A 22,560-nucleotide genomic window follows, 5' to 3' on the forward strand; every position below is an offset into this window, starting at 1 on the left:
GGGTTAGTCGGGGGTGGGGCCCCAGCGGGCTTGTTCGAGGGTGGTCAGGGCTTGGGCGATGGCGTCGGGGTTGTCGTCGGCGGAGCGTAGGAGGGTGGTGGCCTCGTCGACGGCGTCGGTGAGCAGGCGCCACTGGGCGTCGCGCTCGCGGACCATCTCCGACTGGGCGGCCAGTTGGCGGGTCTTGGTCCAGAGTTCCACGAAGACGGAGACCTTGGCTCGCAGCACCCAGGGGTCGAAGGGCTTGGTCAGGTAGTCCACCGCGCCGACCGCGTAGCCGCGCAGGGCCAGTTGCGCGTCCCGGTCGGCGGCGGTCAGGAAGATGATCGGTACGTGCCGGGTGCGTTCGCGCCGCTTGATGTGGCTGGCCGTCTCGAAGCCGTCCATGTCCGGCATCTGGGCGTCGAGCAGGATGACCGCGAAATCGTCGACCAGCAGTTGCTTGAGCGCCGCCTCCCCGCTCTCCACCGCCACCGACTGCACCGGCAGCCCCTGGAGGATCGCCTCCAGGGCCATCAGGTTCTCCCGGCGGTCATCGACCAGTAGCGCCTTCGCCACCTGCGTCACGAGCCCTCCTCGGTACGGCTGCCACTGATCCAGGAGCCCATCAACTCGATCAGCTCGTCCAGGTCGACAGGTTTGGTGATGTAGTCACTCGCCCCCGCCACGATCGCCGACTCCCGATCGCCGGGCATCGCCTTGGCCGTGAGGAACACGATCGGCAGATCGGCGAACCGGTGGTTGCGCCGGATCTGCCTGGTGGTCTCGTACCCGTCCTGGTCGGGCATCATGGCATCCATCAGCACGATGTCGACCTCCGGGTGCTCGGCGAGCAGGCGTACGCCGTCGTTGCCGTTGTCGGCGTAGAGCACCGTCATGCCGTGTAGTTCCAGCGCGCTGGTCAGGGCGAACACGTTGCGCACATCGTCGTCGACGATCAGCACCGTGGCGCCGTCCAGTTGGCGGGTCTTCGGCGCCTCCGGCTGCTGTGGCAGCAACTCCACCGGTGGCATCAGCAGCGACGACGGCAGGCCGGCCCGCTGCGGGGAGGGTGGTGCCGGGGCCACCACGGCGTCCGGCGCCAGCACGTCGGGCAGGTAGAGGGTGAATGTCGAGCCCTGGTTGGGCACCGAACTGACGGTGATCGTGCCGCCGATCAACCGGGCCAGGTCGCGACTGATGGACAGGCCCAGTCCGGTACCGCCGTAGCGACGGCTGGTGGTGCCGTCCGCCTGCTGGAACGCCTCGAAGATCAGTGACAGCTTGTCGTCGGAGATGCCGATGCCGGTGTCGACCACCGTGAACGCGATCACCTGACGGGCGTTGATCAACGCCGGTACGTCGAAGACCGCGTGCTCCGGCGCCCGGGAGATGCGCAGCGTCACCGCGCCGTTGTCGGTGAACTTCACCGCGTTGGAGAGCAGGTTGCGCAGGATCTGCTGGAGTCGCTGGGCGTCGGTGACCACCGCGGGCGGCAGATCCTTGGCCACTCGTACCTGGAAGTCCAGGCCCTTCTCCTCGGCCTGCGGGGCGAACGCCTGCTCGACGTAACTGCGGATCTCCTCGAACCGGACCTCGGTCGGCTCCACGTCCATCCGCCCAGCCTCGATCTTGGACAGGTCGAGGATGTCGTCGATCAGGCGCAGCAGATCCGAACCGGAGCCGTGGATCGTCCGGGCGAACTCGATCTGCTTCGGGGTCAGGTTGCGCTCCGAGTTCTCCGCCAGCAGCCGAGCCAGCAGGAGCAGCGAGTTCAGCGGCGTACGCAGTTCGTGGCTCATGTTCGCCAGGAACTCCGACTTGTACGCCGAGGCGCGGGTGAGCTGCTGCGCCTTCTCCTCCAGACCGAGCCGGGCCATCTCGATCTCCCGGTTCTTGGTCTCGATGTTGCCCTTCTGCTCCGACAGCAGGGTCGCCTTCTCCTCCAGTTCGGCGTTGGTGCGCTGCAACTCCGCCGACTGTTCCTGCAACTCGTGGGCCAGCCGCTGCGACTGGGCGAGCAGTTCCTCCGTACGCCGGTTGGCCTGAATGGTGTTGACCGCGATGCCGATGGTGGCGACCAGCCGCTCCAGGAAGGACAGGTGCAACTCGGAGAAGGGTGTGACGCTGGCGAACTCGATCACCCCGAGTAGTTCGCCCTCGAAGAGGACCGGCAGCACGACCAGGTCGGCCGGTGGGGTGTCGGCCAGCCCGGAGCGCAGCGTGATCCGCCCGTCCGGTACGGCGCCGACGCGGATCGTCCGGCGGGAGAGGGCGGTCTGCCCGACCAGCCCTTCACCGGGGCCGAAGGTGACCTCGTGACCTCGGGACACGTAGCCGTACGAGGCGGTCAGCCGTAGCCGCATCACGCCCTCGGAGTTGTCCGCCAGGAAGAACGCGCCGAGTTGCGCGTCGACCAGTGGCGTCACCTCCATCATGATCATCCGGCAGACTTCGCCGAGGTCGCGCTGGCCCTGCAACAGACCACCGATGCGGGCCAGGTTGGAGTCGAGCCAGCCCTGCTCGGCGTTCTTGTGGGTGGTCTCCCGCAGGGTGACGATCATCTGGTTGATGTTGTCCTTGAGCTCGGCGACCTCGCCCTGCGCCTTCACCGCGATCCGCTGGGTCAGGTCGCCGCGGGTCACCGACGTCGACACCTGGGCGATCGCCCGCAACTGGGTGGTCAGGGTGGAGGCGAGCTGGTTGACGTTCTCGGTCAGGTCCCGCCAGGTGCCGGAGACCCCCTTCACCTGGGCCTGACCACCGAGCTTGCCTTCGATGCCGACCTCGCGGGCCACCCGGGTCACCTCGTCGGCGAACGAGGACAACTGATCCACCATCGTGTTGACGGTGTTCTTGAGCTCCAGGATCTCACCCTGCGCGTCGACGGTGATCTTCTGCGACAGGTCACCGTTGGCGACGGCGGTGGTGACGGAGGCGATGTTCCGTACCTGGCTGGTGAGGTTCGACGCCATCGAGTTCACGTTGTCGGTCAGGTCCCGCCAGGTGCCCGAGACGCCCTTCACCTGGGCCTGACCACCGAGCTTGCCCTCGGTGCCCACCTCACGGGCCACCCGCGTGACCTCGTCGGCGAACGACGACAACTGATCCACCATCGTGTTGACGGTGTTCTTCAGCTCCAGGATCTCACCCTGCGCGTCCACCGTGATCTTCTGCGACAGGTCACCCTTGGCCACTGCGGTGGAGACCTGGGCGATGTTTCGCACCTGGCTGGTCAGGTTCGACGCCATCGAGTTCACGTTGTCGGTCAAATCCCGCCAGGTGCCGGCCACGCCGCGTACCTGGGCCTGGCCGCCGAGCTTGCCCTCGGTGCCCACCTCACGGGCCACCCGGGTCACCTCGTCGGCGAACGACGACAGCTGGTCCACCATCGTGTTGACGGTGTTCTTCAGCTCCAGGATCTCGCCGCGGGCATCCACGGTGATCTTCTGCGACAGGTCACCCTTGGCGACGGCCGTGGTGACCGAGGCGATGTTCCGTACCTGGCTGGTGAGGTTCGACGCCATCGAGTTCACGTTGTCGGTCAGGTCCCGCCAGGTGCCCGAGACGCCCTTCACCTGGGCCTGACCACCGAGCTTGCCCTCGGTGCCCACCTCACGGGCCACCCGCGTGACCTCGTCGGCGAACGACGACAACTGATCCACCATCGTGTTGACGGTGTCCTTGAGCTCCAGGATCTCGCCGCGCGCGTCGACCGTGATCTTCTGCGACAGGTCACCCTTGGCCACCGCCGTGGACACCTGGGAGATGTTGCGGACCTGGCTGGTCAGGTTGCCGGCCAGCTGGTTGACGTTCTCGGTCAGGTCCCGCCAGGTGCCGGAGACCCCGCGTACCTGGGCCTGACCACCGAGCTTGCCCTCGGTGCCCACCTCACGGGCCACCCGCGTGACCTCGTCGGCGAACGACGACAACTGATCCACCATCGTGTTGACGGTGTCCTTGAGTTCGAGGATCTCTCCCTGCGCCGCCACGGTGATCTTCTGCGACAGGTCGCCGCGGGCAACCGCCGTGGACACCTGGGCGATGTTGCGCACCTGGGCGGTCAGGTTCGACGCCATCGAGTTGACGCTGTCGGTGAGGTCCTTCCAGGTGCCGGCCACGTTGGGAACCTCGGCCTGACCACCCAGCTTGCCCTCGGTGCCCACCTCACGGGCCACCCGGGTCACCTGCTCGGCGAAGAGCCGCAGGGTGTCGGTCAGCGAGTTCATCGTGTCGGCCAACTCGGCGACCTCGCCCCGGGCGCTCACCGTGATCTTCTGGCTCAGGTCGCCCTTCGCCACTGCCGTGGCCACCTGGGAGATCGACCGCACCTGACCGGTGAGGTTCGACGCCATGGTGTTCACCGAGTCGGTGAGGTCCTTCCAGGTGCCGGCGACGCCGCGTACGTCGGCCTGGCCGCCGAGCTTGCCCTCGGTGCCCACCTCACGGGCCACCCGGGTCACCTCGTTGGAGAAGGACGAGAGCTGGTCGACCATGGTGTTGACGGTGCGGCCGATGCGCAGGTACTCACCGCGCAGCGGGCGGCCGTCGATCTCCAGCGCCATGTGCTGGGAAAGGTCACCGTCGGCGACGGCGACGATGACCCGCGCGATCTCGGTGGTGGGTCGACCCAGGTCGTCGATCAACGAGTTGACGGCCCGCTGACCTTCCGCCCACGAGCCGTCCAATCCCTCTTCGTCCAGCCGCTCGGTCAGCCGGCCGTCCCGACCGACGATCCGGCTGATCCGCCGTAGATCCAGATGCTGCCGCTCCTGGAGCGACACCACGTCGTTGAAGGCGTCCGCCACCTCCCCGGCCGCGCCGGAACGCCGCGGAAGCCTGACCTTGAGGTCACCGCCGCGCACCCGGCGCAGCGCCTCCGCCAGCTCGGTGAGGACCGCCTCGTGGTCGGCGACGCTGATCTCCGCGGTCGCCGACTGTTTCGCCGTGGTCATCATTCCTCGCTCACCTCGGGGTCCACCGGCTCGCGCCGGGTCACCCCATCATTGTCCCCGTGACCTCGAAACCGCCACGATGCATCGCCGCCCGGGTTACGGACGCGAACGCCGATCGGTTTGGCACACCAGGGGTGGCGGTGGAGGATACGAGGGTGGCAGCGGAGGCGGGGCCCGCGGCGACCGGAGGCCCACACGAGCACGTACGACGTGTCCGGCTGCCGGCGGATCGTCGTACGCCGGCGGCGGCGCGGGCCGTCGTGCGCTCCGTACTCGCCGAGGCTGACCTGGACGAACTGCTCAACGAGGCACTTCTGCTCACCACCGAGCTGTCCACCAACGCCGTCGAGCACGCCCGCACCGAACTGGACGTCGAGGTGAGCGCCGACGCGGCCGGGCTGACCGTGACCGTGTCCGACTTCGCCTCCGGCCCGGTCGACGAACTCACCGTCGGGGTACGCAACGCGGCCACGGAGATCACCGAGGTCGCCGAACGCGGCCGGGGACTGCTGCTCGTCGATCACTTCGCCAGCCGCTGGGGCACCACCTACCTGCCCAGCGGCAAGGGCGTGTGGTTCCGCCTGGACCGGCGCAGCCCGGCGGGGGACGGCCGCCCGGCGTCGGCCGGTGAGGCGGACGGTGCCGCGGTGACCACCGCACCCAGCGCCGGGGCGATGAGCACGCTGATGCAGACCCTGCCCGATCCGTACGCCGAGGATCCGCTGCCCGACTTCGCCACGAACCTGCTCACCCGGGTGGCGGAGATGATCGGTGCCGCCGGAGGTGTGGTGCGACTGGATCGTGGCGACGGGCAGGGCACCCAGGTGCTCGCCCGGTACGGTCGGCAGCCCCGGCCCGGCCACGACCTGCTCCGGGTGCCGCTGGCGGTGCATCGCCCGTACGCCGGGGAACTGGAACTGGACGCCGCGCCCACCGCGTACGCCCGCCCGCTGGCGGTGCTGACCGCCGAACGGCTCTCGCTGCACCTGGAGAACGACCGGCTGCGCCGCGCCGACGTACGCCGACAGGCATGGCTCACCTTCCTCGCCGAGGCCAGCGAACTGCTCGCCCAGTCGTTGGACGTGGAACTGACCATGGCGCTCGTCCCGCAGTTGGTGGTGCCCCGGCTCGGTCAGTGGTGCGCGGTGCACACCACCGACGAGTGGGGCCGGCTGTGCCTGGCCGCCGCCACGCACGCCGACGAGGCGATGCTGCCGCAGTTGCACGCCACGCTGCGCGAATCGGGTCCCGACTCGATCCAGGCCCGGCTGCGGGAGGCCAGCCGCAACGGCACCCAGACGCCGCTGGGCGCGCCGATGGAGGGCTTCGCCGTACCGTTGATCGCCCGGGGGCAGCGCCTCGGCACCCTGGCGGTCGGGCGACACCAGCGGCACCGGCACGACCCGGACGAAATCGCGGTGCTGGAGGACGTGGCCCGGCGGGCCGCCCTGGCCATCGAGAACGCCCGGATCCACGCGGAACGGCGACGCATCGCGCAGACCCTGCAACAGTCGCTGCTACCGCCGGTGCTGCCGGTGGTCGACGGCATCGGCTTCGCCGCCGAGTACGTCCCGACCGGCGGGGACGCCGACGTCGGTGGTGACTTCTACGACGTGGTGCCGCTGCCGGACGGGCGCTGGCTGGTGGTGATCGGCGACGTATCCGGCAAGGGAGTGCAGGCCGCGGCGGTCACCGGGCTGGTCCGGGACGTGATCCGGGTGCTGGCCGGCGACGGCAAGCCGCTGCCGGAGTTGCTGTCCCGGCTCAACGAGACGCTGGTCGAGCGGGGTGCCGGACGGTACTGCACGCTGGCGCTGGCCGTGGTCGCGCCGAGCGAGGGTGACCGGCTCGACGTCGAGCTGCACCTGGCCGGACATGATCGACCGTTGCTGCTGCGTACCGGTGGCGGCCCGGCCAGCTTCGTCGGCAGCGGTGGCACCGCGCTCGGCCTGCTCGACACGATCAGCTCACCGTCCTCCGAGATCATCCTCGGCCCCGGTGACTGCCTGGTCTTCTACACCGACGGGGTGACCGAGCGCCGCCGGGGCCGGGAGCTGTTCGGCATCGGTCGGCTGCGTGACGCCGCCACTCCGCTCGCCGGCTACCCCGCCGACGTGGTGGCGGCCCGGCTGCGCGCCACCGCGATCAACTTCTCGGTGGAGGAGCCGCGCGACGACATCGCCATCCTCGTCCTGCGCAACGACGCCGCCGGCTGACCCACCTCACCCGCCGTCAGAGGCCACCGACTGATCCACCTCACCCGCCAGCGGCTGGTCCGCCTCGCCTCCGATCAGAGGCCGCCGGGGAGGCGGCCGGGAGCGAGCCGGTGGCCCGGGTCGAGGTGCTGCTTGACCGCGCGGAGGCGGGCCAGGCCGACCAACTCGCCCCAGAGGTCGACGGCCCGCCGGACGGCCGGTGGCGCGGAGAGCACCACGCATCGGCCCTGCCGGGCCAGCAGCACGCTGCGGACGGCGGCCAGGATCGCCGCCACCCGGTCGGGCGCGAGCGAGCCCGGCAGGGCGGCGTGCACCACGCCCAGACCGGCTGAGCCACGCACCGGAACCGGGGACCCGGCCGCGTCACGCAGCGCGTACACCGCCGCGTGCAGGTCGGTGATCGGCACCTCCAGCCTCAGCGCGGTGTCACCGGGGGCGAACGGATAGCTGCGCCACCAGGCCGGGGCCGACCTGGCCACTGTCGCGCGGGCGCCGAGCAGGGACACCAGCCGGTCGCTGCGCTCCGCCACGTCGGAAGGGCCGCCCTCCAACAACACCACGAGCGACCCGGCGCCTGCCGGGCTGGCCGGTGACCGCCCGGTCATGGACGGATGACGGGCCATCGCGGCGGCCCGCGCATCCCACGGCAACCGGTCCTTTCCGCCGACCGGCAGATCCAGCTCGATCGCGGCCGGGTCGAGGCGGGCGGCGAGCACCGCGCGGATCAGATCGTGCACCTCCAGCGGCGTCCACACCGGTCGGGTCACCCACACTCGGCAGGCCGGCATGGCCTGCACCCGCAGGGTCGCGCTGACCAGCACGCCGAGCGCCCCCTCCGAGCCGCACAACAGCCGGGCCTGGGCCAGCCCGGCGGCCCCGCCGTCGGCCTCGGTCAGCTCCCCGTCGGCGGCCAGGTAACGCAGGCTGACGAGCTGGTCGCAGGCGGTGCCGTGCCGGTGCCGCAGCGGACCCGCCTCGTCGGCGGCGAGCACGCCACCGATCGTGGCACCGGGCGAGGGGGCGTCCACCGCGAGCCGCTGACCGGTGCGTTCCAGGGTGGCCTGGACCGCCCGCAGCGGCGTGCCGGCGCCGACCTCGGCGGCACGCTGACCGGGCGGCCGATGCCCGATGCCGGCCAGTCGCCCGGTGTCGAGCAGGATGTCGACCCGCTCGGGCGGAGCACCCCAGTCGATTTTCGTGCCGGCCCCGCGCGGGACCACGCTCAGGTCGTGTCGTGCGGCCAACCGGAGCACCCGGGCCGCCGCGTCGGCACCGCCGGGAACCGCCACCCAGCGGGCCGGTCGCCCGGCCACCTCGTCGGCGGGGCCGGCGAACCGGGCGAAGCGCGGGCCACAGATCTCGATCAGTCGGCGGGTGATGTCGAGGGCACCGGACGTGCCGGTGGAACGTGCTGGCACCATGCCGCGATCGTACATGTGTTCGAACGATTCGGTAGGTCTTTGCTACCTACGGGAGCCGAGCAGGGCCGGTAACGTGACGCCGTGACCACCGAGACCCCCGCACCCGTGGCGAAGCGGGTACCCACCGAACGCGTCCACCACGACGACATCGTCGTCGACGAGTACGCCTGGCTGGCCGCGAAGGACGATCCGGAGACCATCGCCTACCTCGAAGCCGAGAACGCCTGGACCGAGCGGCGCACAGCCCACCTGTCCGGGCTGCGGACCGAGTTGTTCGAGGAGATCCGTCGACGCACCCAGGAATCCGACCTGTCGGTACCGACCCGCAAGGGCGGGTACTGGTACTACACCCGTACGGTCGAGGGCCGGCAGTACGGGGTGCACTGTCGGCGGGCCGTACGCGACGGCGAGACCACGCCCCCGATCAGTGCCGACGGCGCACCCCTGGACGGCGAGGAGATCCTGCTCGACGGCAACCTGCTCGCCGAGGGGCACGACTTCTTCGCCCTGGGCGCCTTCGACGTCAGCCCCGACGGGCGTTCTCTCGCATACTCCACGGACTTCTCCGGCGACGAGCGGTTCACCCTGCGGATCAAGGATCTCGTCAGCGGCGAACTGCTGCCCGACGAGATCCCGGGCACCTTCTACGGCACGGCGTGGTCGACCGACGCCTCGGTGCTGTTCTACGTGACGGTGGACGAGGCGTGGCGCCCGCACCGGGTCTGGCGTCACGTGATCGGCACCGCCGCCGGCGACGACGTGGTGGTGCACGCCGAGGATGACGAACGCTTCTGGGTCGGGGTCGAGTTGACCCGCTCGGAGCGGTTCATCCTGATCGACATCGCCAGCAAGCTCACCAGCGAGGTACGGGTCATCCCGGCCGACAACCCGACCGGCGAACCCGCGGTGATCGCACCACGCCGGCAGGGCGTCGAGTACTCGGTGGAGCACCACGGGCACCGGTTCCTGATCCTGCACAACGACGGCGCCGAGGACTTCGCCCTCGCGTACACCTCGGCGGACGCGCCGGGCGACTGGGTGCCGATGATCGACCACTCCCCCGGCACCCGGCTGGAGGCGGTGGACGCCTTCGCCGACCACCTGGTCGTCACGCTGCGCAGCAACGGCCTGACCGGTCTGCGGGTGGTGCCGCTCGACGGCGGGGACGCCCACGACATCGAGTTCCCGGAGCCGCTGCACACCGTCGGCCTGGACGGCAATCCCGAGTACCGCACGGACCGGCTCCGGCTGCGCTACACCTCGTTGATCATCCCCGACTCGGTGTACGACTACGACCTGGCGACCCAGGAACTGACGCTGCTGCGCCGCCGGCCGGTGCTGCCCGGCCCGGACGGCCAGCCGTACCAGCCGGAGGACTACGAGCAGCAGCGCGAGTGGGCGTTGGCCGACGACGGGACCCGGGTGCCGATCTCGCTTGTCTACCGCCGGGGTACGCCCCGCGACGGCTCGGCCCCCTGCGTCATCTACGGCTACGGGTCGTACGAGGCCAGCATGGACCCGTGGTTCTCGGTCGGCCGGCTGTCCCTGCTGGACCGTGGGGTGATCTTCGCGGTGGCCCACATCCGAGGTGGCGGTGAACTGGGCCGCCGCTGGTACGACCACGGCAAGATGCTGGCCAAGAAGAACACCTTCACCGACTTCGTCGCCTGCGCCCGCCACCTGGCGAAGGCCGGCTGGACGGCACCGGACCGGCTGGTCGCGCGCGGCGGCTCGGCCGGTGGCCTGCTGATGGGCGCGGTCGCCAACCTCGCCCCCGACGCCTTCACCGGCATCGTCGCGCAGGTGCCGTTCGTGGACGCGCTCAACACCATCCTCGACCCGTCCCTGCCGCTGACGGTGACCGAGTGGGAGGAGTGGGGCAACCCCCTCGCGGACCCCGAGGTGTACGCCTACATGAAGTCGTACACCCCGTACGAGAACGTCGCGCCGCTGGACTATCCGGCGATCCTCGCGATGACCAGCCTCAACGACACGCGGGTGTTCTACCACGAGCCGGCCAAGTGGATCGCCCGACTGCGGGCCGTCGCGCCGCAGGGCGACTACCTGCTCAAGACCGAGATGGAGGCCGGTCACGGCGGCCCCAGCGGACGGTACGACTCCTGGCGGGAGGAAGCCTTCATCAACGCCTGGACCCTGGACCGCTTCGGCCGCGCCTGACCGCTCCTGTCATTCCCTTTCCCGCGGCGCCGGCCGCTCACCCGCTGCCGGCGCCGCACCACCCTCCCAGGTCTGCCCAGTCCTCCATGATCACGCCCGATCCACGATCGAGTGGCTTTCTCACGCTCACAGACCACTCGATCCGGGATCGAGCGTGACCTTGGCGAGCCGGCAAACTTCACCTGCGACCTCTGCGCTCCGGTCGGGAGGAGTCGGGAGGAGCTTCGGACTCCCGGCGCGGCGGCAGGTAGGGCTGGGCATACCCCGGAAGGTGGATCCAGTCGGCTGGGGTCGGGACAGGTCGTTCAATAGCGTCGTCGGCATGACACCGGTACCAGCGACCCACCTCGCCCAGGCGCTGCGCCAGCGCCGATATCCGCTGACCAGTTGGCCGTGGCGAGCCCTGGCCTACCTGCTGACAAGTGTGCCGCTGGCGGGCGTACTCTCGCTCGGGTTGTTGGTGGTGGTGGCGCCGCTGGTCGCCGCGACCAACGCGGCCCGCCAGGGTCGGCCGGTGCCGTTGGCGCTCGGGGTGTTCCTGGCCGTCGGCGCGTTGACCGTGCTGGCGCTGGCGCCGCTGCTCAGCGTGCCGGTGGCGGCGTTCGAGCGGTACCGGATCGGGCTGGTCGACGACCGTCCGCTGGCGCATGCGCCCTGGCGCGGGTTCGCCGCGCGGTACACCACGGGCGCGGCCTGGCGGGAGGCCGCCCACCTGTTCTTCCTCGGCGGTGTCGTCCCCGCCGGGTACTGGCTGTTCGCCCTCGTCGTGGCGCTGGACCTCGGGCTGATCGCCAGCCCTTTCCTGGTCGGTCCGGGCGAGGAGGTGGTCCTGCTCTGGGCCACGGCGCAGACACCGGAGCAGGCCGTGCCGTACGCGATCGTCGGCGTGCTGCTGCTACCGGTGCTCTGGTACGCGGCCGGCGTGCTGGCCGCCGCCCAGAGTGCCGTCACGCGGTGGCTGCTCGGCTCGGACGCGACCGCGCTGCGCGAGGTGTCCCGGTCGCGGGCCCGGCTGGTCGACGCGTACGAGGCCGAGCGTCGGCGCATCGAACGCGACCTGCATGACGGCGCTCAGCCCCGGCTGACCAGCCTCAGTCTGCAGATCGGCCTGGCCCGGCTGGACGTACCGGACGACTCTCCGGCCGCCCGGCCCCTCGACGTGGCGCACGAGCAGGCCATGAGCCTGATGGTGTTGCTTCGGCAGATCGTCCGGGGCATCCGCCCGCAGAGCCTGACCGATCTCGGGCTGGCCGGTGCGGTCCGGGAACTCGCCGACGAGTCCCCGGTGCCCGTCGACGTGCACGCCGACCTGCCACGACCGCTGCCGGAGGCAGCCGAGACCACTGCGTACTTCGTGGTGTCGGAGGCGCTCGGCAACGTGGCCCGGCATGCCGGGGCGACCCGGGCCGAGGTCCGGCTCACCGACACCGGACGCCACCTGATCGTCGAGGTCACCGACGACGGACGGGGCGGCGCGGACCCAGCGGGCGGCAGCGGCCTGACCGGTCTCGCCGACCGGGTCGCCGCCGCCGACGGGCGGTTGCTGCTGGCCAGTCCGGTGGGCGGTCCCACGGTCGTCCGGGTGGAACTACCGTGGTCGAGGTGACCCGGGTCGTACTCGCCGAGGACGAGGTGCTGCTGCGTGAAGGGCTGGTGGCCCTGCTCACCCGGTTCGGATTCGAGGTGCTCGACGCGGTCGGCACCGCACCGGCGCTGCGGGAGGCGGTCCGCACGCACCGGCCGGACCTGGTGGTGACCGACATCCGGATGCCGCCCGACCACCGCGACGACGGGCTGCGCACGGCGGTCGAGTTGCGCGGCGAGCAGCCGGGCCTGGCCGTGGTCGTGCTCAGCCAGCACGTGCAGCCCGAGTACGCCGCCGCGCTGCTGGACAGCGTCGACGGCCGCCGGGTCGGCTACCTGCTCAAGGACCGGGTGGCCGAGGTCACCGACTTCGTCGACAACCTGCGTACCGTCCTCGCGGGCGGGACCGTGGTCGACCCGGACGTGGTCCGGCGGCTGCTGCACCACCCCCGCGATCCGCTGGCCGCCCTCACCGCACGGGAACGGGAGGTGCTGGTGCTGGTCGCCGAGGGCCGGTCGAACGCGGCCATCGCCGCCCGGCTGCACGTCACCGAAGCCGCCGTCGGCAAGCACATAGGCAACATCCTGGCCAAACTCGGCCTGCCGCCCGACGACGACACCAACCGTCGGGTGCTGGCCGCACTTACCTACCTGCGCGCCAACTCCGCCTGAGCCCGTCAGGCGAACGCGACGAGGTCGCGGCCGGCAGGTCGGCCGACAGCAGGGATCTGGACGGTGCCGAATCGGCTGTCGAGCAGGTGCCCGCTACCGCTGAGCGCGATGACCCGCGCCGGGCCGCCCTGGGCGGCGGTGACGGTCATCCGCTGTCCGCGCGCCATGGCCGTCTGCCTGATCCTCAGCAGGACGGCCAGTGCGGCGCAGTCGAGGAACCGCAACGTCTTCAGGTCGAGCGTCAGGTGCGTGACCCACCGGGGCGCGAGGAGGCGTCCGATGTCGTGCTGAAGGTGCTTGATCGTGGACAGGTCGGCCTCACCGGTCAGGGTCACGTACCGGCTGCCCGGTCTTACGTCGTAATGATCGAATCGCAACAGATCGTCCATGGGATGACTCGGTCCCTGCCCTGGCGAAGGGCGTTCTGAGGGCCGGAGAGGTTGCCACCGTCAATCCGGCGCCGGGGAGGACAGAGCTGAAGCACGACAGTGCCGACCTCGACGTGGTGTTTAGGACACCAGCCGCAACGCTACCCGCACCCGGCCGTCGCGGCCAGTTACAGCCGGTCGGCTCAGTGCCGACGCAGGGCCACCACGGCGACGTCGTCCTGGATCTCGTCGGGGGCCAGTTCGTCGAGCAGTCGCTGACAGAACCGGTCGAGGTCGGCGTCGACCCGTACGGCGCTCGCCGCGAGCGCGTTCAGTCCCTCGTCGATGGTGACGTCACGCCGCTCGATGAGACCGTCGGTGTAGAAGACGATCGTCGCCCCGGGTGGCAGCACGAACTCCAGGTCGGCGGGGCGCGGTGCCCGTACCCCGAGCAGTGGTGCGGAGTGGTGCACGTACTCGGTCCTGCCGTCCATGCTGATCAGCGGGGGCAGGTGGCCGGCGCTGGCCAGCCGGACCTGCCCGGTGGCCGGGTCGAGCAGCAGTACGCAGATGGTGGCCAGTTCGGTGGGTAGCAGCGTACGCATCAGCTCGTTGACCCGGTGCAGGATCTCTCCCGGCTGGTGGCCCTCCACCGCGTACGCCCGCAGTGCGTGACGCAGCTCGGCCATCACCGTCGCGGCGTGCAGTGAGTGGCCCGCCACGTCGCCGATCGCCAGCAGCAGGTGACCGTCGAGCATCACCAGCTCGTAGAAGTCGCCACCGATCTCGGTACGGGCGCTGGCCGGCTCGTAGCGGACGGCCAGGTCGAGCCCGGCGATCTGCGGGATGCGTTGCGGGAGCAGGCTGCGTTGCAGCGTCACCGCGATGCGATGCTCCTCGTCGAAGGAGCGTTGCACCTCGATCGCGGACGCCACCGCCTGCGCCAACTGGCGCAGCACCGGCGTCTGGGCGGTCTGCGTCGCGGTGGGTACCACCACGTAGAGCGGCGCCCGGTCGTCCCGCAGCCGGCCGGCGGCCACCGTCACCGTGTCGTCCGGTGGCCATTCCACCAACGCCCAGGCGGCGGGTTCCTCCACCCGGACGGTGGCGCCGATCGGAGTGTCGCTGTCGTCGACGACCCACGGCACGACGCGGCTCTGGGCACCCGGCCCGGCGCAGACCCCGGCCAGGCATTCCCCGTCGTAGGTTTCGGCGACCACCGCGGCGGGGCTCTTGAAGATCTCCGCCGTCCCGGCCGCCGCCAACTCCAACAGTCGGTCGAAATCCGGCGCGGCGTGCACCGCGACCGTGGTGTCCGCCAGCCCGGTGAGTCGTTCGGCGAGCAACTCGGCACGTTGTCGTGCCTGGTAGTAGCGGAGCACCGCGTGGGCGGTGGCGATTAGCTCCTCCGGATCGATCGGCTCCGCCAGGTACGCGTCCGCGCCCCGGGTCAGGCCCTGTGCGCGGTCGGTCGTGTCGATGGCGTGTGCCGACACGTGGATCACCGGCAGCGCGGGGCGGGTCGACTTGATCCGCTCGCAGACCTCGAAACCGCTCAGGTCCGGCAGCCGTACGTCGAGAACGACCAGGTCGACGGGGTCCACCTCGACCTGACGCAGGGCCTCGCTGCCACTCTCGGCCTCGATCACGGTGAACCCGGCCCGCGTCAGCCAGTTCACCAGCAGGTAGCGCTTGGTCCGGCTGTCGTCGACCACCAGAACGGTCGGCGGGGTTTCCACGTCACGTACCGTTCGCCGGCAGCGAGACGGTGAAGGTGCTGCCCCGACCCGGCTCACTTGACAGTTCGAGCGTGCCACCGAGCAGAGTGGCCAGCCGCCGGGCGTACGGCAGACCGAGGCCGGTGCCACCGACCCGGGACGGCCCCGGCACCTGGTAGAACTCCTCGAAGATCCGCTCGTGGAACTCGGCCGGGATTCCGGAGCCGGTGTCCGTCACGACGAGCTTCCAGCTGTCGCCGGACCGCTCGGCGCGCAGCCGCACCTCGCCCCGGGTGGTGAACTTCAGACCGTTGTGCAGCAGGTTGCGCAACACCTGGGCGAGCAACATCTCGTCGGTACGGATGGTGGCGGGCGAGGATGGTTCCTCCACCACCAGCGTCACCTCGGGGACGGTGTGCAGTGCCCGCAGGGTGCCGCGCAGCTGACCGAAGACCGCGCGCAGGTCCACCTCGGCCCAGTTCGGTTCGAGCCGACCCGACTCGGCCTTGGCCAGGTCCAGCAACTCGTTGACCAGGGAGAGCAGATCCGCCGCCGAGGATCGGATCAGGCCGACCTGGCGTTCCTGCTCAAGGGTGAGCGGGTCGGACGCGGCGTCGGTGAGCAGCCGGGCCAACCCGATGATCGCGGTCACCGGTGCCCGCAACTCGTGGCTGACGTTGGCCAGGAAGCGGCTCTTCGACTCGCTCGCCGAGCGCAGCTGCACCGACTTCTCGTCCAACTCGGCGTACAGCGCCACCACACCCCGGTTGGTCTCCTCCAACTCGTCGGTCAGCTGATGATAGAGCGCCAGCACGCCTCGGTTGGTCTGCTCCAGCTCCTCGTTGAGCCGCGCCAGTTCGTCGCGCTGGCTGCGTACCTCGTCGAGGGCGGCGATCAGTTGCGAGTTCTGGGTGGCGAGTTCCTCCTCCACTGTGCCCGGCACGCTCTGCCCGAGCTGGGCACGCAGTTGCTCGACACGCTGTGGCGTGAGCGCCTGCGCGGTGACCGGGATACGTCGTGACATCCTCACGACCGTATCCCCCGCTGCGGCCACCACGCTCAACGTGTCCACCAGGCGTGCCACCGCACCCGACTGCGGCTCGTACCGCCGGTCGGGCAGCGGGCTGACCGGGACGAGGTCGACTCGCAGGTGCTGTCGGCCGTCCGGAGCGGCGGTGACGGCGAACACCACGTCGGCGCCGCCGACGCCGCGCAGCAGGTCCCGGGCCACCTCGCTCAGGGCGGTGGCGATCCGGACCTGGTCCTGGCGCTCCAGGCCGACCGCGGCGGCAACCTCCCGGCCCCGCTGGCGGACCACGAAGATGTCCTGCTCCACCCGCAACGCCATCTGCAACAGCGGTTCGTGCTCCATCACCAGGGCCTCGCCACCAGTACGCCGGCGTCGTCGCGGCGGATGCCCGCGTCCCGTAGCAGCGTGGCGGCCACCACCAGCGGCGACCGCCCGGCCAGGCCGGGATAGTCGGCGAGCCGCCAGCGATCGACCACCCCGTCGCTGTGCATGACCAGCAGGCTGTCGGCGTCGAACGGGTAGTCGTACTGCCGGATCGTGGGGCGTTGGTGCCCGGCGATACCGGGCAGCGAGACCAGCCCTCGCCGCCGGCCGTCCCCGGTGGCCACCACGCCGCTGATGTTGCCCAGCCCGGCGTACCGCAGCAACCCGGCCGCCGGGTCCGGCTCGGCCACGGCGAGCGCCGCGCCTCGGGTGTGCGACAACGCCCGGTGCAGATGGCTGACCACCTCTGCGGGGGCGGCCGCCGGTGCGGCCCGGAAGGCGGCGAGCGCGGCATCGGTGGCGGCGGCGGCCAGCGGCCCGTGCCCCAGTCCGTCGGTGACCAGCACCTGACGGCGCTCGCCGATGGTCCGCCAGGCGTATCCGTCTCCGCTTATCGTCTCCCCGGTCAGCGGCCGGATGAGCCCGCCCACCCAGGGGCGTTCGGTTTCCGCGGCGGCGAACACCTGCACGGCGATGACCGTCCCTCGGCCTGGCTGCGAGTACGCGTCGAACCAGCTGGCCTGGCGGACGATCGCCCCCAGGCCGATGCCGAGCGTGCCGGTTGTCGAGTGGCCGTCGCGGGCGGAGTCGACAAGATCGATCATGCCCGGCCCGGAGTCGATCGCGACCAGTTCAACACCCGCGTCCAACTGGCGACGTACCGGTCGAAGCAGCAGCACCCCGTCCTCGGCGTGCTTGATCAGGTTGCTGGTCAGCTCCGCCGCGACGATGGCCAGATCGGCGATCCGACCGTCGGGCAGCCCCAGCTGCTCGCCCAACCGTTCGGCGGCCCGCCGCACGGCAGTGCCGGGACTGCCGGACTCCACTCGGAACCAGGCACCCCGGTCGGTGACCGGCTCGGCCGTCAACGGGACCACTTGGTGATCGTGATCCGGGTGCCTTGACCGGGAGCGGTCTGGATGTCGAACTCGTCGACCAGCCGTCGGGCACCGCTGAGGCCGAGGCCGAGGCCACCGCCGGTGGTGTATCCGTCGGTCAGCGCCAGCTCCAGGTCGGCGATGCCGGGCCCGGAGTCGGCGAAGACGATGCTGATGCCGGGGCGGCGGCCATTGTCCACTGCGGCCACCTCGACGGTGCCCCCACCGCCGTAGACAAGGGTGTTGCGGGCGAGCTCGCTGGCCGCGGTGACCACCTTGGTCTGGTCGACCAGAGACAGCTTGGCCGCCACCGCCACCGTACGCACCAGTTGGCGTACGCGTACCACGTCTTCGTCGCTGCCGACCGTCTGCGCCTGCGGTCGGCTCAGGTCGACTCCGCTGGTCATGGCGACGCCGTCGGCTCAGCGTCCGAGCTGTCGTCGAACTCGTCGTACTCGCGTTCGCGGTCGGCGGCGATGAGTTCCATCCCCCGCTCGACGTTCAGCGCGGTACGGATGCCGTTGAGCGACAGCCCCAGCTCGACCAGGGTGATGGCGACCGCCGGACGCATCCCGACCACCACCGTCTCCGCGTCGAGCACCCGGGAGATCGAGGCGATGGTGGAGAGCATCCGCCCGACGAAGGAGTCGACGATGTCCAGGGCGGTGATGTCGATGATCACACCGTGGCAGCCGGTGGCGACGATCCGCTCGGCCAGGTCCTCCTGGAGCGCGACGGCCGTCTGGTCGGACATGTCGACCTGGATGGAGACCAGCAGAATGTCGCCGATCTTGAGAATCGGCACCCGCTCCATCAGGCCTCCCGGCGCGACTGGCGGCGGCCGGTCTCGACGCCGGTGAGCCGCAGCACGTGCCGCAGCGCGTCGGCGAGGCTGGCCTTGGTGGCGATGTCACCGAACTCGATGCCGAGCGCGACGATGGTCTGGGCGATCTGCGGCCGGATGCCGGAGATGATGCAGTCGGCACCCATCAGCCGGGCCGCCACCACGGTCTTCAGGATGTGCTGGGCGACCTGGGTGTCCACCGCCGGCACGCCGGTGATGTCGATGATCGCGTACGGCGAGCCGGTGTCGACAAGGGTCTGCAGCAGCCGCTCCATGACCACCTGGGCGCGGGCCGAGTCGAGGGTGCCGACCAGCGGCACCGCCACCACGCCCTCCCAGAGCTTGACCACCGGGGTGGACAGCTCCAGCAGCTGCTCGGCCTGGTCGGCGATCAGGCTCTCCCGGGTGCGCACGTAGCTCTCGAAGGTGAACAGACCCATCTGATCGACAAGCGTGCCGAAGGCGACGTAGTCGCGCAGCGTCCCGGCGCTCTGGTCGGCCTCCATCACGCTCAGCAGGGCGTCCTTGAGAGCGAACACACCGGTGGCGGTCTCGGCGGCGGAGAAGCCCTGGCGGGCCTGCCCCCGGGACACCTCCGCGAGGACTGCGCGCAGCTCGGTCCCCTCCTCGGCAGCCAGGTCGGTGAGACCCTTGCCGAGCGCGTCGACCAGGGCTCGGTGCAGCTCCTGCACCTGATGGCGCAGCTCGGCCTGGCTGAGCCGGCCCCGCAACTGCCCGGCGACGACCTCGGTCCACCGTTGCGTGACCTGATCGACATGACTGGTCAGCAGACCGGCCAGCCGACCGCTCTCGTCAGCGCTCAGCGCCATGACATAACCCCCTCGACCTGGACCGGCCGGACTCTATCACCGAGCACCCGAAAGTTACTTGCCCCACAGCAAGCGAATGGCGGCAGCCACTCGATCTCGTGCCCGTTCTGCGTACCGGGGCTTCGGTGGGATAACGTTCCACCGATAAACAGGAGGTCTGGCGAATGTCCTTGACGGTGCACACGGAACAGCGCGGTGACGTGGTCGTAGTGGCGGTCGCGGGCGAACTCGACATGGCCACCGCGCCCCAGTTGCAGGACCAGATCACCGACCTGCTCGACAAGGGGCGCAGCCGGCTCGTCTTCGACCTGTCGGAGGTTTCGTTCTGCGACTCCACCGGCCTGTCGGTGTTCGTCCGCGCCAAGAACAGCTGCGACGAGGCCGGCGGAGTGGTGCGCCTGGCCGCACCGCAACGCGGAGTGCTTCGCATTCTGGAAGTGAGCGGCCTGGTGGAGGTGCTGCACACCTATCCCACCGTCGACCAGGCGGTGGCGGGCGACCCCACCCCGGCCTCCTCCTGATTCCAGCCCTTCAGCGCTCGTCCTCGATGTAGCGAGGGCGGGCGATCACCATGCCCGCACCCGTCTGCACCGCGAGGGCGAGCAGCAGGAAACCGATCGGCGCCGTCCAGCCTCCGGTGCCCTCGTAGAGGATTCCGACCATCAGCGGCCCCAGCGCCGCGATCACATATCCCGCGCTCTGCGCGAAGGCCGACAACGCGACCGTCCCGTCGGCGGTGCGGGCCCGCAGGCCGATGGTGGTCAGGATCAGGGGGAAGGCTCCCTGGCCGAGGGCCAGCAGCAGCACCCACAGCACCGCCGCGTCCCGGGGCGCGAGGGCCAGGCCCAGGTAGGCCAGCGTCGAAGCGGCGGTCAGCGCGAACACCAGCATCCGCAGGTTCTTCAGCCGGCCGGCAAGCGTCGGCATCAGCAGCGCGATCGGCACCCCGAGCGCGGTCACCGCGGCGAGCAGCAGACCGGCGTCCTGCGGACGGAAACCCGCGTCCCGGAAGAGTTGGGCCAACCAGCCCATGATCGCGTACCCGCTGAGCGACTGCGCGCCGAAGTAGACAGCCATCGCCCAGCCGAGCCGGGTACGACCGGGCCGGATGATCACGCGGGCCACACCGTCGCGGGTCGCCCGCCGCGCATCGGTGCGGCTGCGGCTGCGCAGCGCCGCCGGCAACCACGGGAGTACGGCGACAAGCGCCAGCCCCGCCCAGACGCCCAACCCCGCCCGCCAGGAGCCGAAGGCGTGCGCCACCGGCACCGCAGCCGCCGCAGCCACCGTCGTGCCCGCCACCAACGCCATCGAGTACGCCCCGGTGACCAGCCCGGTGCGATGCGGGAAGTACTGCTTGACCAGCATCGGCATCATGATGTTCGCCACCGCGATCCCGGCCAGCGCGAGCGCGCTGGTCAGCAGGAACACCACGGCGGACCCGGTGACCGCCCGCAGCACCTGACCGACGGCGAGTGCCAGCATCCCCAGCACCAGCAGACGAGCTGTGGACAGCCGACGCACCAGCCACGGCGTGGCCGCTCCGAGACCGGCGAACGCGATGGTGGGCAGGGTGGTGACGAAGCCGGCCATCGTGCCGGAGAGCGCCAGGCCGACGCGTACCTCGTCGAGCAGGGCGCCGAGGCTGGTGACGGCGGCCCGCAGGTTGAGCGCCACAAGCAGCATCCCGACCAGCACCAGCAGGCCACCGTGGGCGCGGGACGCGGTCGGTTCACCGGTCGCGGGTACGACCTGGGTGCCCTGAGCGGTCGACCCGTCGGCGGTGGTCGGTCCGTCGGCGGTGGTCGTCGGAACAGCGGGGGTGCCAGCGGGCGACGAGGGCATGACCTCGAACCTACAATCATGGGATGAATTCGGGCGAGAGGTTGTAACCAGTGCCACCGGCAGTTGATTCCACCTTGGCACCGCCCCGCGGGCGGCGGATCCAGCAGACGATCACCCAACTGCGCCAGCGCATCCTGGCCGGCGAGTGGCCGGTGGGCAGCCGCATCCCGACCGAACCACAACTGGTCGAGGCGCTCGGCGTCGGGCGCAACACGGTGCGCGAGGCGGTCCGTGCCCTCGCGCACGCCGGGGTGCTGGAATGCCGGCAGGGCTCCGGGACGTACGTCATCTCCACCGACGAACTGGCGCCGGTGGTGGCCCGTCGACTGACCGACGACCGGATGGCCGAGGTGATCGAGGTACGCCGCGCCTTCGAGGTGGAGGCGGCACGGTTGGCCGCTCGTCGGCGTACCCCTGCGGACCTGGCTACCCTCGACGAGGCGCTGGCCGTGCGCGAGGCGGCCTGGCGCGGCGGCCGGGTCGCCGAGTTCGTCGAGGCCGACGCGGCGCTGCACACGGCGGTGGTCGCGGCGGCGCACAATGGCATGCTCGCCGAGCTGTACGCCCCCATCGGTGCCGTCATGCGCCGCACCGTCACCCAGGCGATGGGCGGTGTCCTGACCCCGGACCGCCACGTCGACCACGCCCGACTGGTGGCCGCGATCCGGGCCGGTGACCCGGATCTCGCCGCCCGGGAGGCCGCCGCCTTTCTGGAGCCCGACCCCGGGGCATAGGTTGGCCCCTGACGAACACGGGACCTCTCGGGAGTACGGATGCTCAAGGGCTTCAAAGACTTCATCATGCGCGGCAACGTCATCGACCTCGCGGTCGGTGTCGTCATCGGTGCCGCGTTCACCGGACTGGTCACGGCCTTCACCAGTTCGTTCCTCCAGCCGGTCATCAACCTGATCGGCAAGGGCCCGGCCGGCGATGGTGCCCAGTTCGAGCTGGGGGCGAACAACCCAGTCACCTGGGGAGTCTTCGTCAATGCGCTGATCACGTTCCTGCTCACCGCGGCGGCGCTGTACTTCCTGGTCGTCTTCCCGATGAACAAGCTCGCCGAGCGCCGCAAGCGGGGTGAGGAGCCGCCGCCCGCCGCGCCGAGCGAGGAGGTCAAGCTGCTCACCGAGATCCGCGACGCCCTCGTCGCCGCCGGCAGCACCACGCCGGCCCAGCAGCGCAGCGCCCTGGACGACGTCCTCGGTTCGCGGGAGGAACCGCCCAGCGGGCGCTGAACCCGGCACGCTCCGTCAGCCCCTGGCGGGATTCCTGCCAGGGGCCACTCCGAGTCGAACACATGTTCGATAGAGTCCGCGCCATGGAGCAGCGAAAGCACTTGTGGAACGGGAAGTGGGGGCGGCTGGCCCGACGAGACGTCTTCCTCCGTACGGATGCCGACCGGTGGTACGTCGAGCAACGAGCCGGCGGCGCCGAGGGAGTCTCCCGCTTCTACGAGTACGACACCCTCGACGAGGCCGAGGAAACCATTCGTGCCCTGCTCCACCCCTCCGACCCCTGGCGCGAACTCTCCCCCCGCCCACCCTCCTCCTGGACCACCA

At 70.6% G+C, this 22,560-nt stretch carries 18 protein-coding genes and 1 pseudogene; 8 read left to right on the forward strand and 11 right to left on the reverse strand.

Annotated elements, in window-relative coordinates:
* Positions 1 to 3 precede the first annotated feature (3 nt).
* Together C1A38_RS26635 and C1A38_RS26640 are read right to left on the reverse strand one after the other, a co-directional pair.
* Positions 4 to 567 (reverse strand): response regulator, encoded by a 564-nt coding sequence (locus C1A38_RS26635; RefSeq protein ID WP_102660461.1) that lies wholly within the window; start codon positions 565 to 567, stop codon positions 4 to 6.
* Positions 564 to 4,934, reverse strand: a complete 4,371-nt coding sequence (locus tag C1A38_RS26640; RefSeq protein WP_102660475.1) for a hybrid sensor histidine kinase/response regulator — start codon at positions 4,932 to 4,934, stop codon at positions 564 to 566. Before C1A38_RS26640 ends, C1A38_RS26635 begins: the two co-directional genes overlap by 4 nt.
* A gap of 155 nt (positions 4,935 to 5,089) precedes the next feature.
* Between C1A38_RS26640 and C1A38_RS26645 the strand changes: the two genes are divergently transcribed.
* Positions 5,090 to 7,150, forward strand: a complete 2,061-nt coding sequence (locus C1A38_RS26645; RefSeq protein WP_102660476.1) for a SpoIIE family protein phosphatase — start codon at positions 5,090 to 5,092, stop codon at positions 7,148 to 7,150.
* Between the two features lie 74 nt (positions 7,151 to 7,224).
* On the opposite strand, the gene C1A38_RS26650 is transcribed toward C1A38_RS26645, so the two are convergent.
* Positions 7,225 to 8,571 (reverse strand): FAD-binding oxidoreductase, encoded by a 1,347-nt coding sequence (locus C1A38_RS26650; RefSeq protein ID WP_233197037.1) that lies wholly within the window; start codon positions 8,569 to 8,571, stop codon positions 7,225 to 7,227.
* A gap of 81 nt (positions 8,572 to 8,652) precedes the next feature.
* On the opposite strand from C1A38_RS26650, the gene C1A38_RS26655 reads away from it, so the two are divergent.
* The 3 genes and pseudogenes from C1A38_RS26655 to C1A38_RS26665 form a co-directional block, all read left to right on the forward strand.
* Positions 8,653 to 10,749: a S9 family peptidase gene (locus C1A38_RS26655; protein ID WP_102660463.1), complete on the forward strand. Its 2,097-nt coding sequence runs from the start codon at positions 8,653 to 8,655 to the stop codon at positions 10,747 to 10,749.
* Positions 10,750 to 11,071: 322 nt separating this feature from the next.
* Positions 11,072 to 12,355 (forward strand): sensor histidine kinase, encoded by a 1,284-nt coding sequence (locus C1A38_RS26660; protein WP_102660464.1) that lies wholly within the window; start codon positions 11,072 to 11,074, stop codon positions 12,353 to 12,355.
* Positions 12,343 to 13,012: pseudogene (locus tag C1A38_RS26665) on the forward strand (response regulator transcription factor); the annotation flags it as partial. The gene C1A38_RS26660 and the pseudogene C1A38_RS26665, both read left to right, overlap by 13 nt.
* Here the strand turns inward: C1A38_RS26665 and C1A38_RS26670 are convergent.
* The 7 genes from C1A38_RS26670 to C1A38_RS26700 all read right to left on the reverse strand — a co-directional run bounded on the left by C1A38_RS26670 (position 13,011) and on the right by C1A38_RS26700 (position 19,156).
* Positions 13,011 to 13,394, reverse strand: a complete 384-nt coding sequence (locus C1A38_RS26670) for an STAS domain-containing protein (RefSeq protein ID WP_102660466.1) — start codon at positions 13,392 to 13,394, stop codon at positions 13,011 to 13,013. The pseudogene C1A38_RS26665 and the gene C1A38_RS26670 sit on opposite strands and share 2 nt — an antisense overlap.
* 182 nt (positions 13,395 to 13,576) lie before the next feature.
* On the reverse strand, positions 13,577 to 15,112 hold the full coding sequence (locus C1A38_RS26675) for a SpoIIE family protein phosphatase (RefSeq protein ID WP_102660467.1): 1,536 nt from the start codon (positions 15,110 to 15,112) through the stop codon (positions 13,577 to 13,579).
* 1 nt (position 15,113) lies between these two features.
* Positions 15,114 to 16,463 carry a sensor histidine kinase gene (locus C1A38_RS26680; protein ID WP_102660468.1) on the reverse strand — a complete coding sequence of 450 codons (1,350 nt, stop codon included), beginning with the start codon at positions 16,461 to 16,463 and terminating at the stop codon, positions 15,114 to 15,116.
* A complete protein-coding gene (locus tag C1A38_RS26685) occupies positions 16,463 to 17,482 on the reverse strand; it encodes a SpoIIE family protein phosphatase (RefSeq protein WP_199180342.1) in 1,020 nt (339 codons plus the stop codon). Before C1A38_RS26685 ends, C1A38_RS26680 begins: the two co-directional genes overlap by 1 nt.
* Positions 17,470 to 17,889: an ATP-binding protein gene (locus tag C1A38_RS26690; protein ID WP_102660469.1), complete on the reverse strand. Its 420-nt coding sequence runs from the start codon at positions 17,887 to 17,889 to the stop codon at positions 17,470 to 17,472. Before C1A38_RS26690 ends, C1A38_RS26685 begins: the two co-directional genes overlap by 13 nt.
* Positions 17,886 to 18,296 carry an STAS domain-containing protein gene (locus C1A38_RS26695; RefSeq protein ID WP_102660470.1) on the reverse strand — a complete coding sequence of 137 codons (411 nt, stop codon included), beginning with the start codon at positions 18,294 to 18,296 and terminating at the stop codon, positions 17,886 to 17,888. The genes C1A38_RS26690 and C1A38_RS26695 overlap by 4 nt, the downstream gene beginning before the upstream one ends.
* On the reverse strand, positions 18,296 to 19,156 hold the full coding sequence (locus C1A38_RS26700; protein ID WP_102660471.1) for an STAS domain-containing protein: 861 nt from the start codon (positions 19,154 to 19,156) through the stop codon (positions 18,296 to 18,298). The genes C1A38_RS26695 and C1A38_RS26700 overlap by 1 nt, the downstream gene beginning before the upstream one ends.
* Before the next feature lie 164 nt (positions 19,157 to 19,320).
* Between C1A38_RS26700 and C1A38_RS26705 the strand changes: the two genes are divergently transcribed.
* A complete protein-coding gene (locus C1A38_RS26705) occupies positions 19,321 to 19,677 on the forward strand; it encodes an STAS domain-containing protein (RefSeq protein ID WP_013730957.1) in 357 nt (118 codons plus the stop codon).
* A gap of 10 nt (positions 19,678 to 19,687) precedes the next feature.
* Here the strand turns inward: C1A38_RS26705 and C1A38_RS26710 are convergent, their stop codons facing one another.
* Positions 19,688 to 21,001 (reverse strand): MFS transporter, encoded by a 1,314-nt coding sequence (locus C1A38_RS26710; protein WP_102660472.1) that lies wholly within the window; start codon positions 20,999 to 21,001, stop codon positions 19,688 to 19,690.
* A gap of 50 nt (positions 21,002 to 21,051) precedes the next feature.
* Between C1A38_RS26710 and C1A38_RS26715 the strand changes: the two genes are divergently transcribed.
* The 3 genes from C1A38_RS26715 to C1A38_RS26725 all read left to right on the forward strand — a co-directional run.
* Positions 21,052 to 21,735: a FadR/GntR family transcriptional regulator gene (locus C1A38_RS26715; protein WP_102660473.1), complete on the forward strand. Its 684-nt coding sequence runs from the start codon at positions 21,052 to 21,054 to the stop codon at positions 21,733 to 21,735.
* A 39-nt stretch (positions 21,736 to 21,774) separates the two neighbouring features.
* Entirely contained in the window at positions 21,775 to 22,236 is a 462-nt protein-coding gene (gene mscL, locus C1A38_RS26720; protein WP_102660474.1) for a large conductance mechanosensitive channel protein MscL, read from the forward strand.
* A gap of 83 nt (positions 22,237 to 22,319) precedes the next feature.
* On the forward strand, positions 22,320 to 22,560 hold a 241-nt coding region (locus tag C1A38_RS26725), incomplete at its 3' end, for a hypothetical protein (protein ID WP_102660478.1).

The sequence above is a fragment of the Verrucosispora sp. ts21 genome (genome assembly GCF_002879555.1).
Lineage (GTDB): Bacteria > Actinomycetota > Actinomycetes > Mycobacteriales > Micromonosporaceae > Micromonospora > Micromonospora gifhornensis.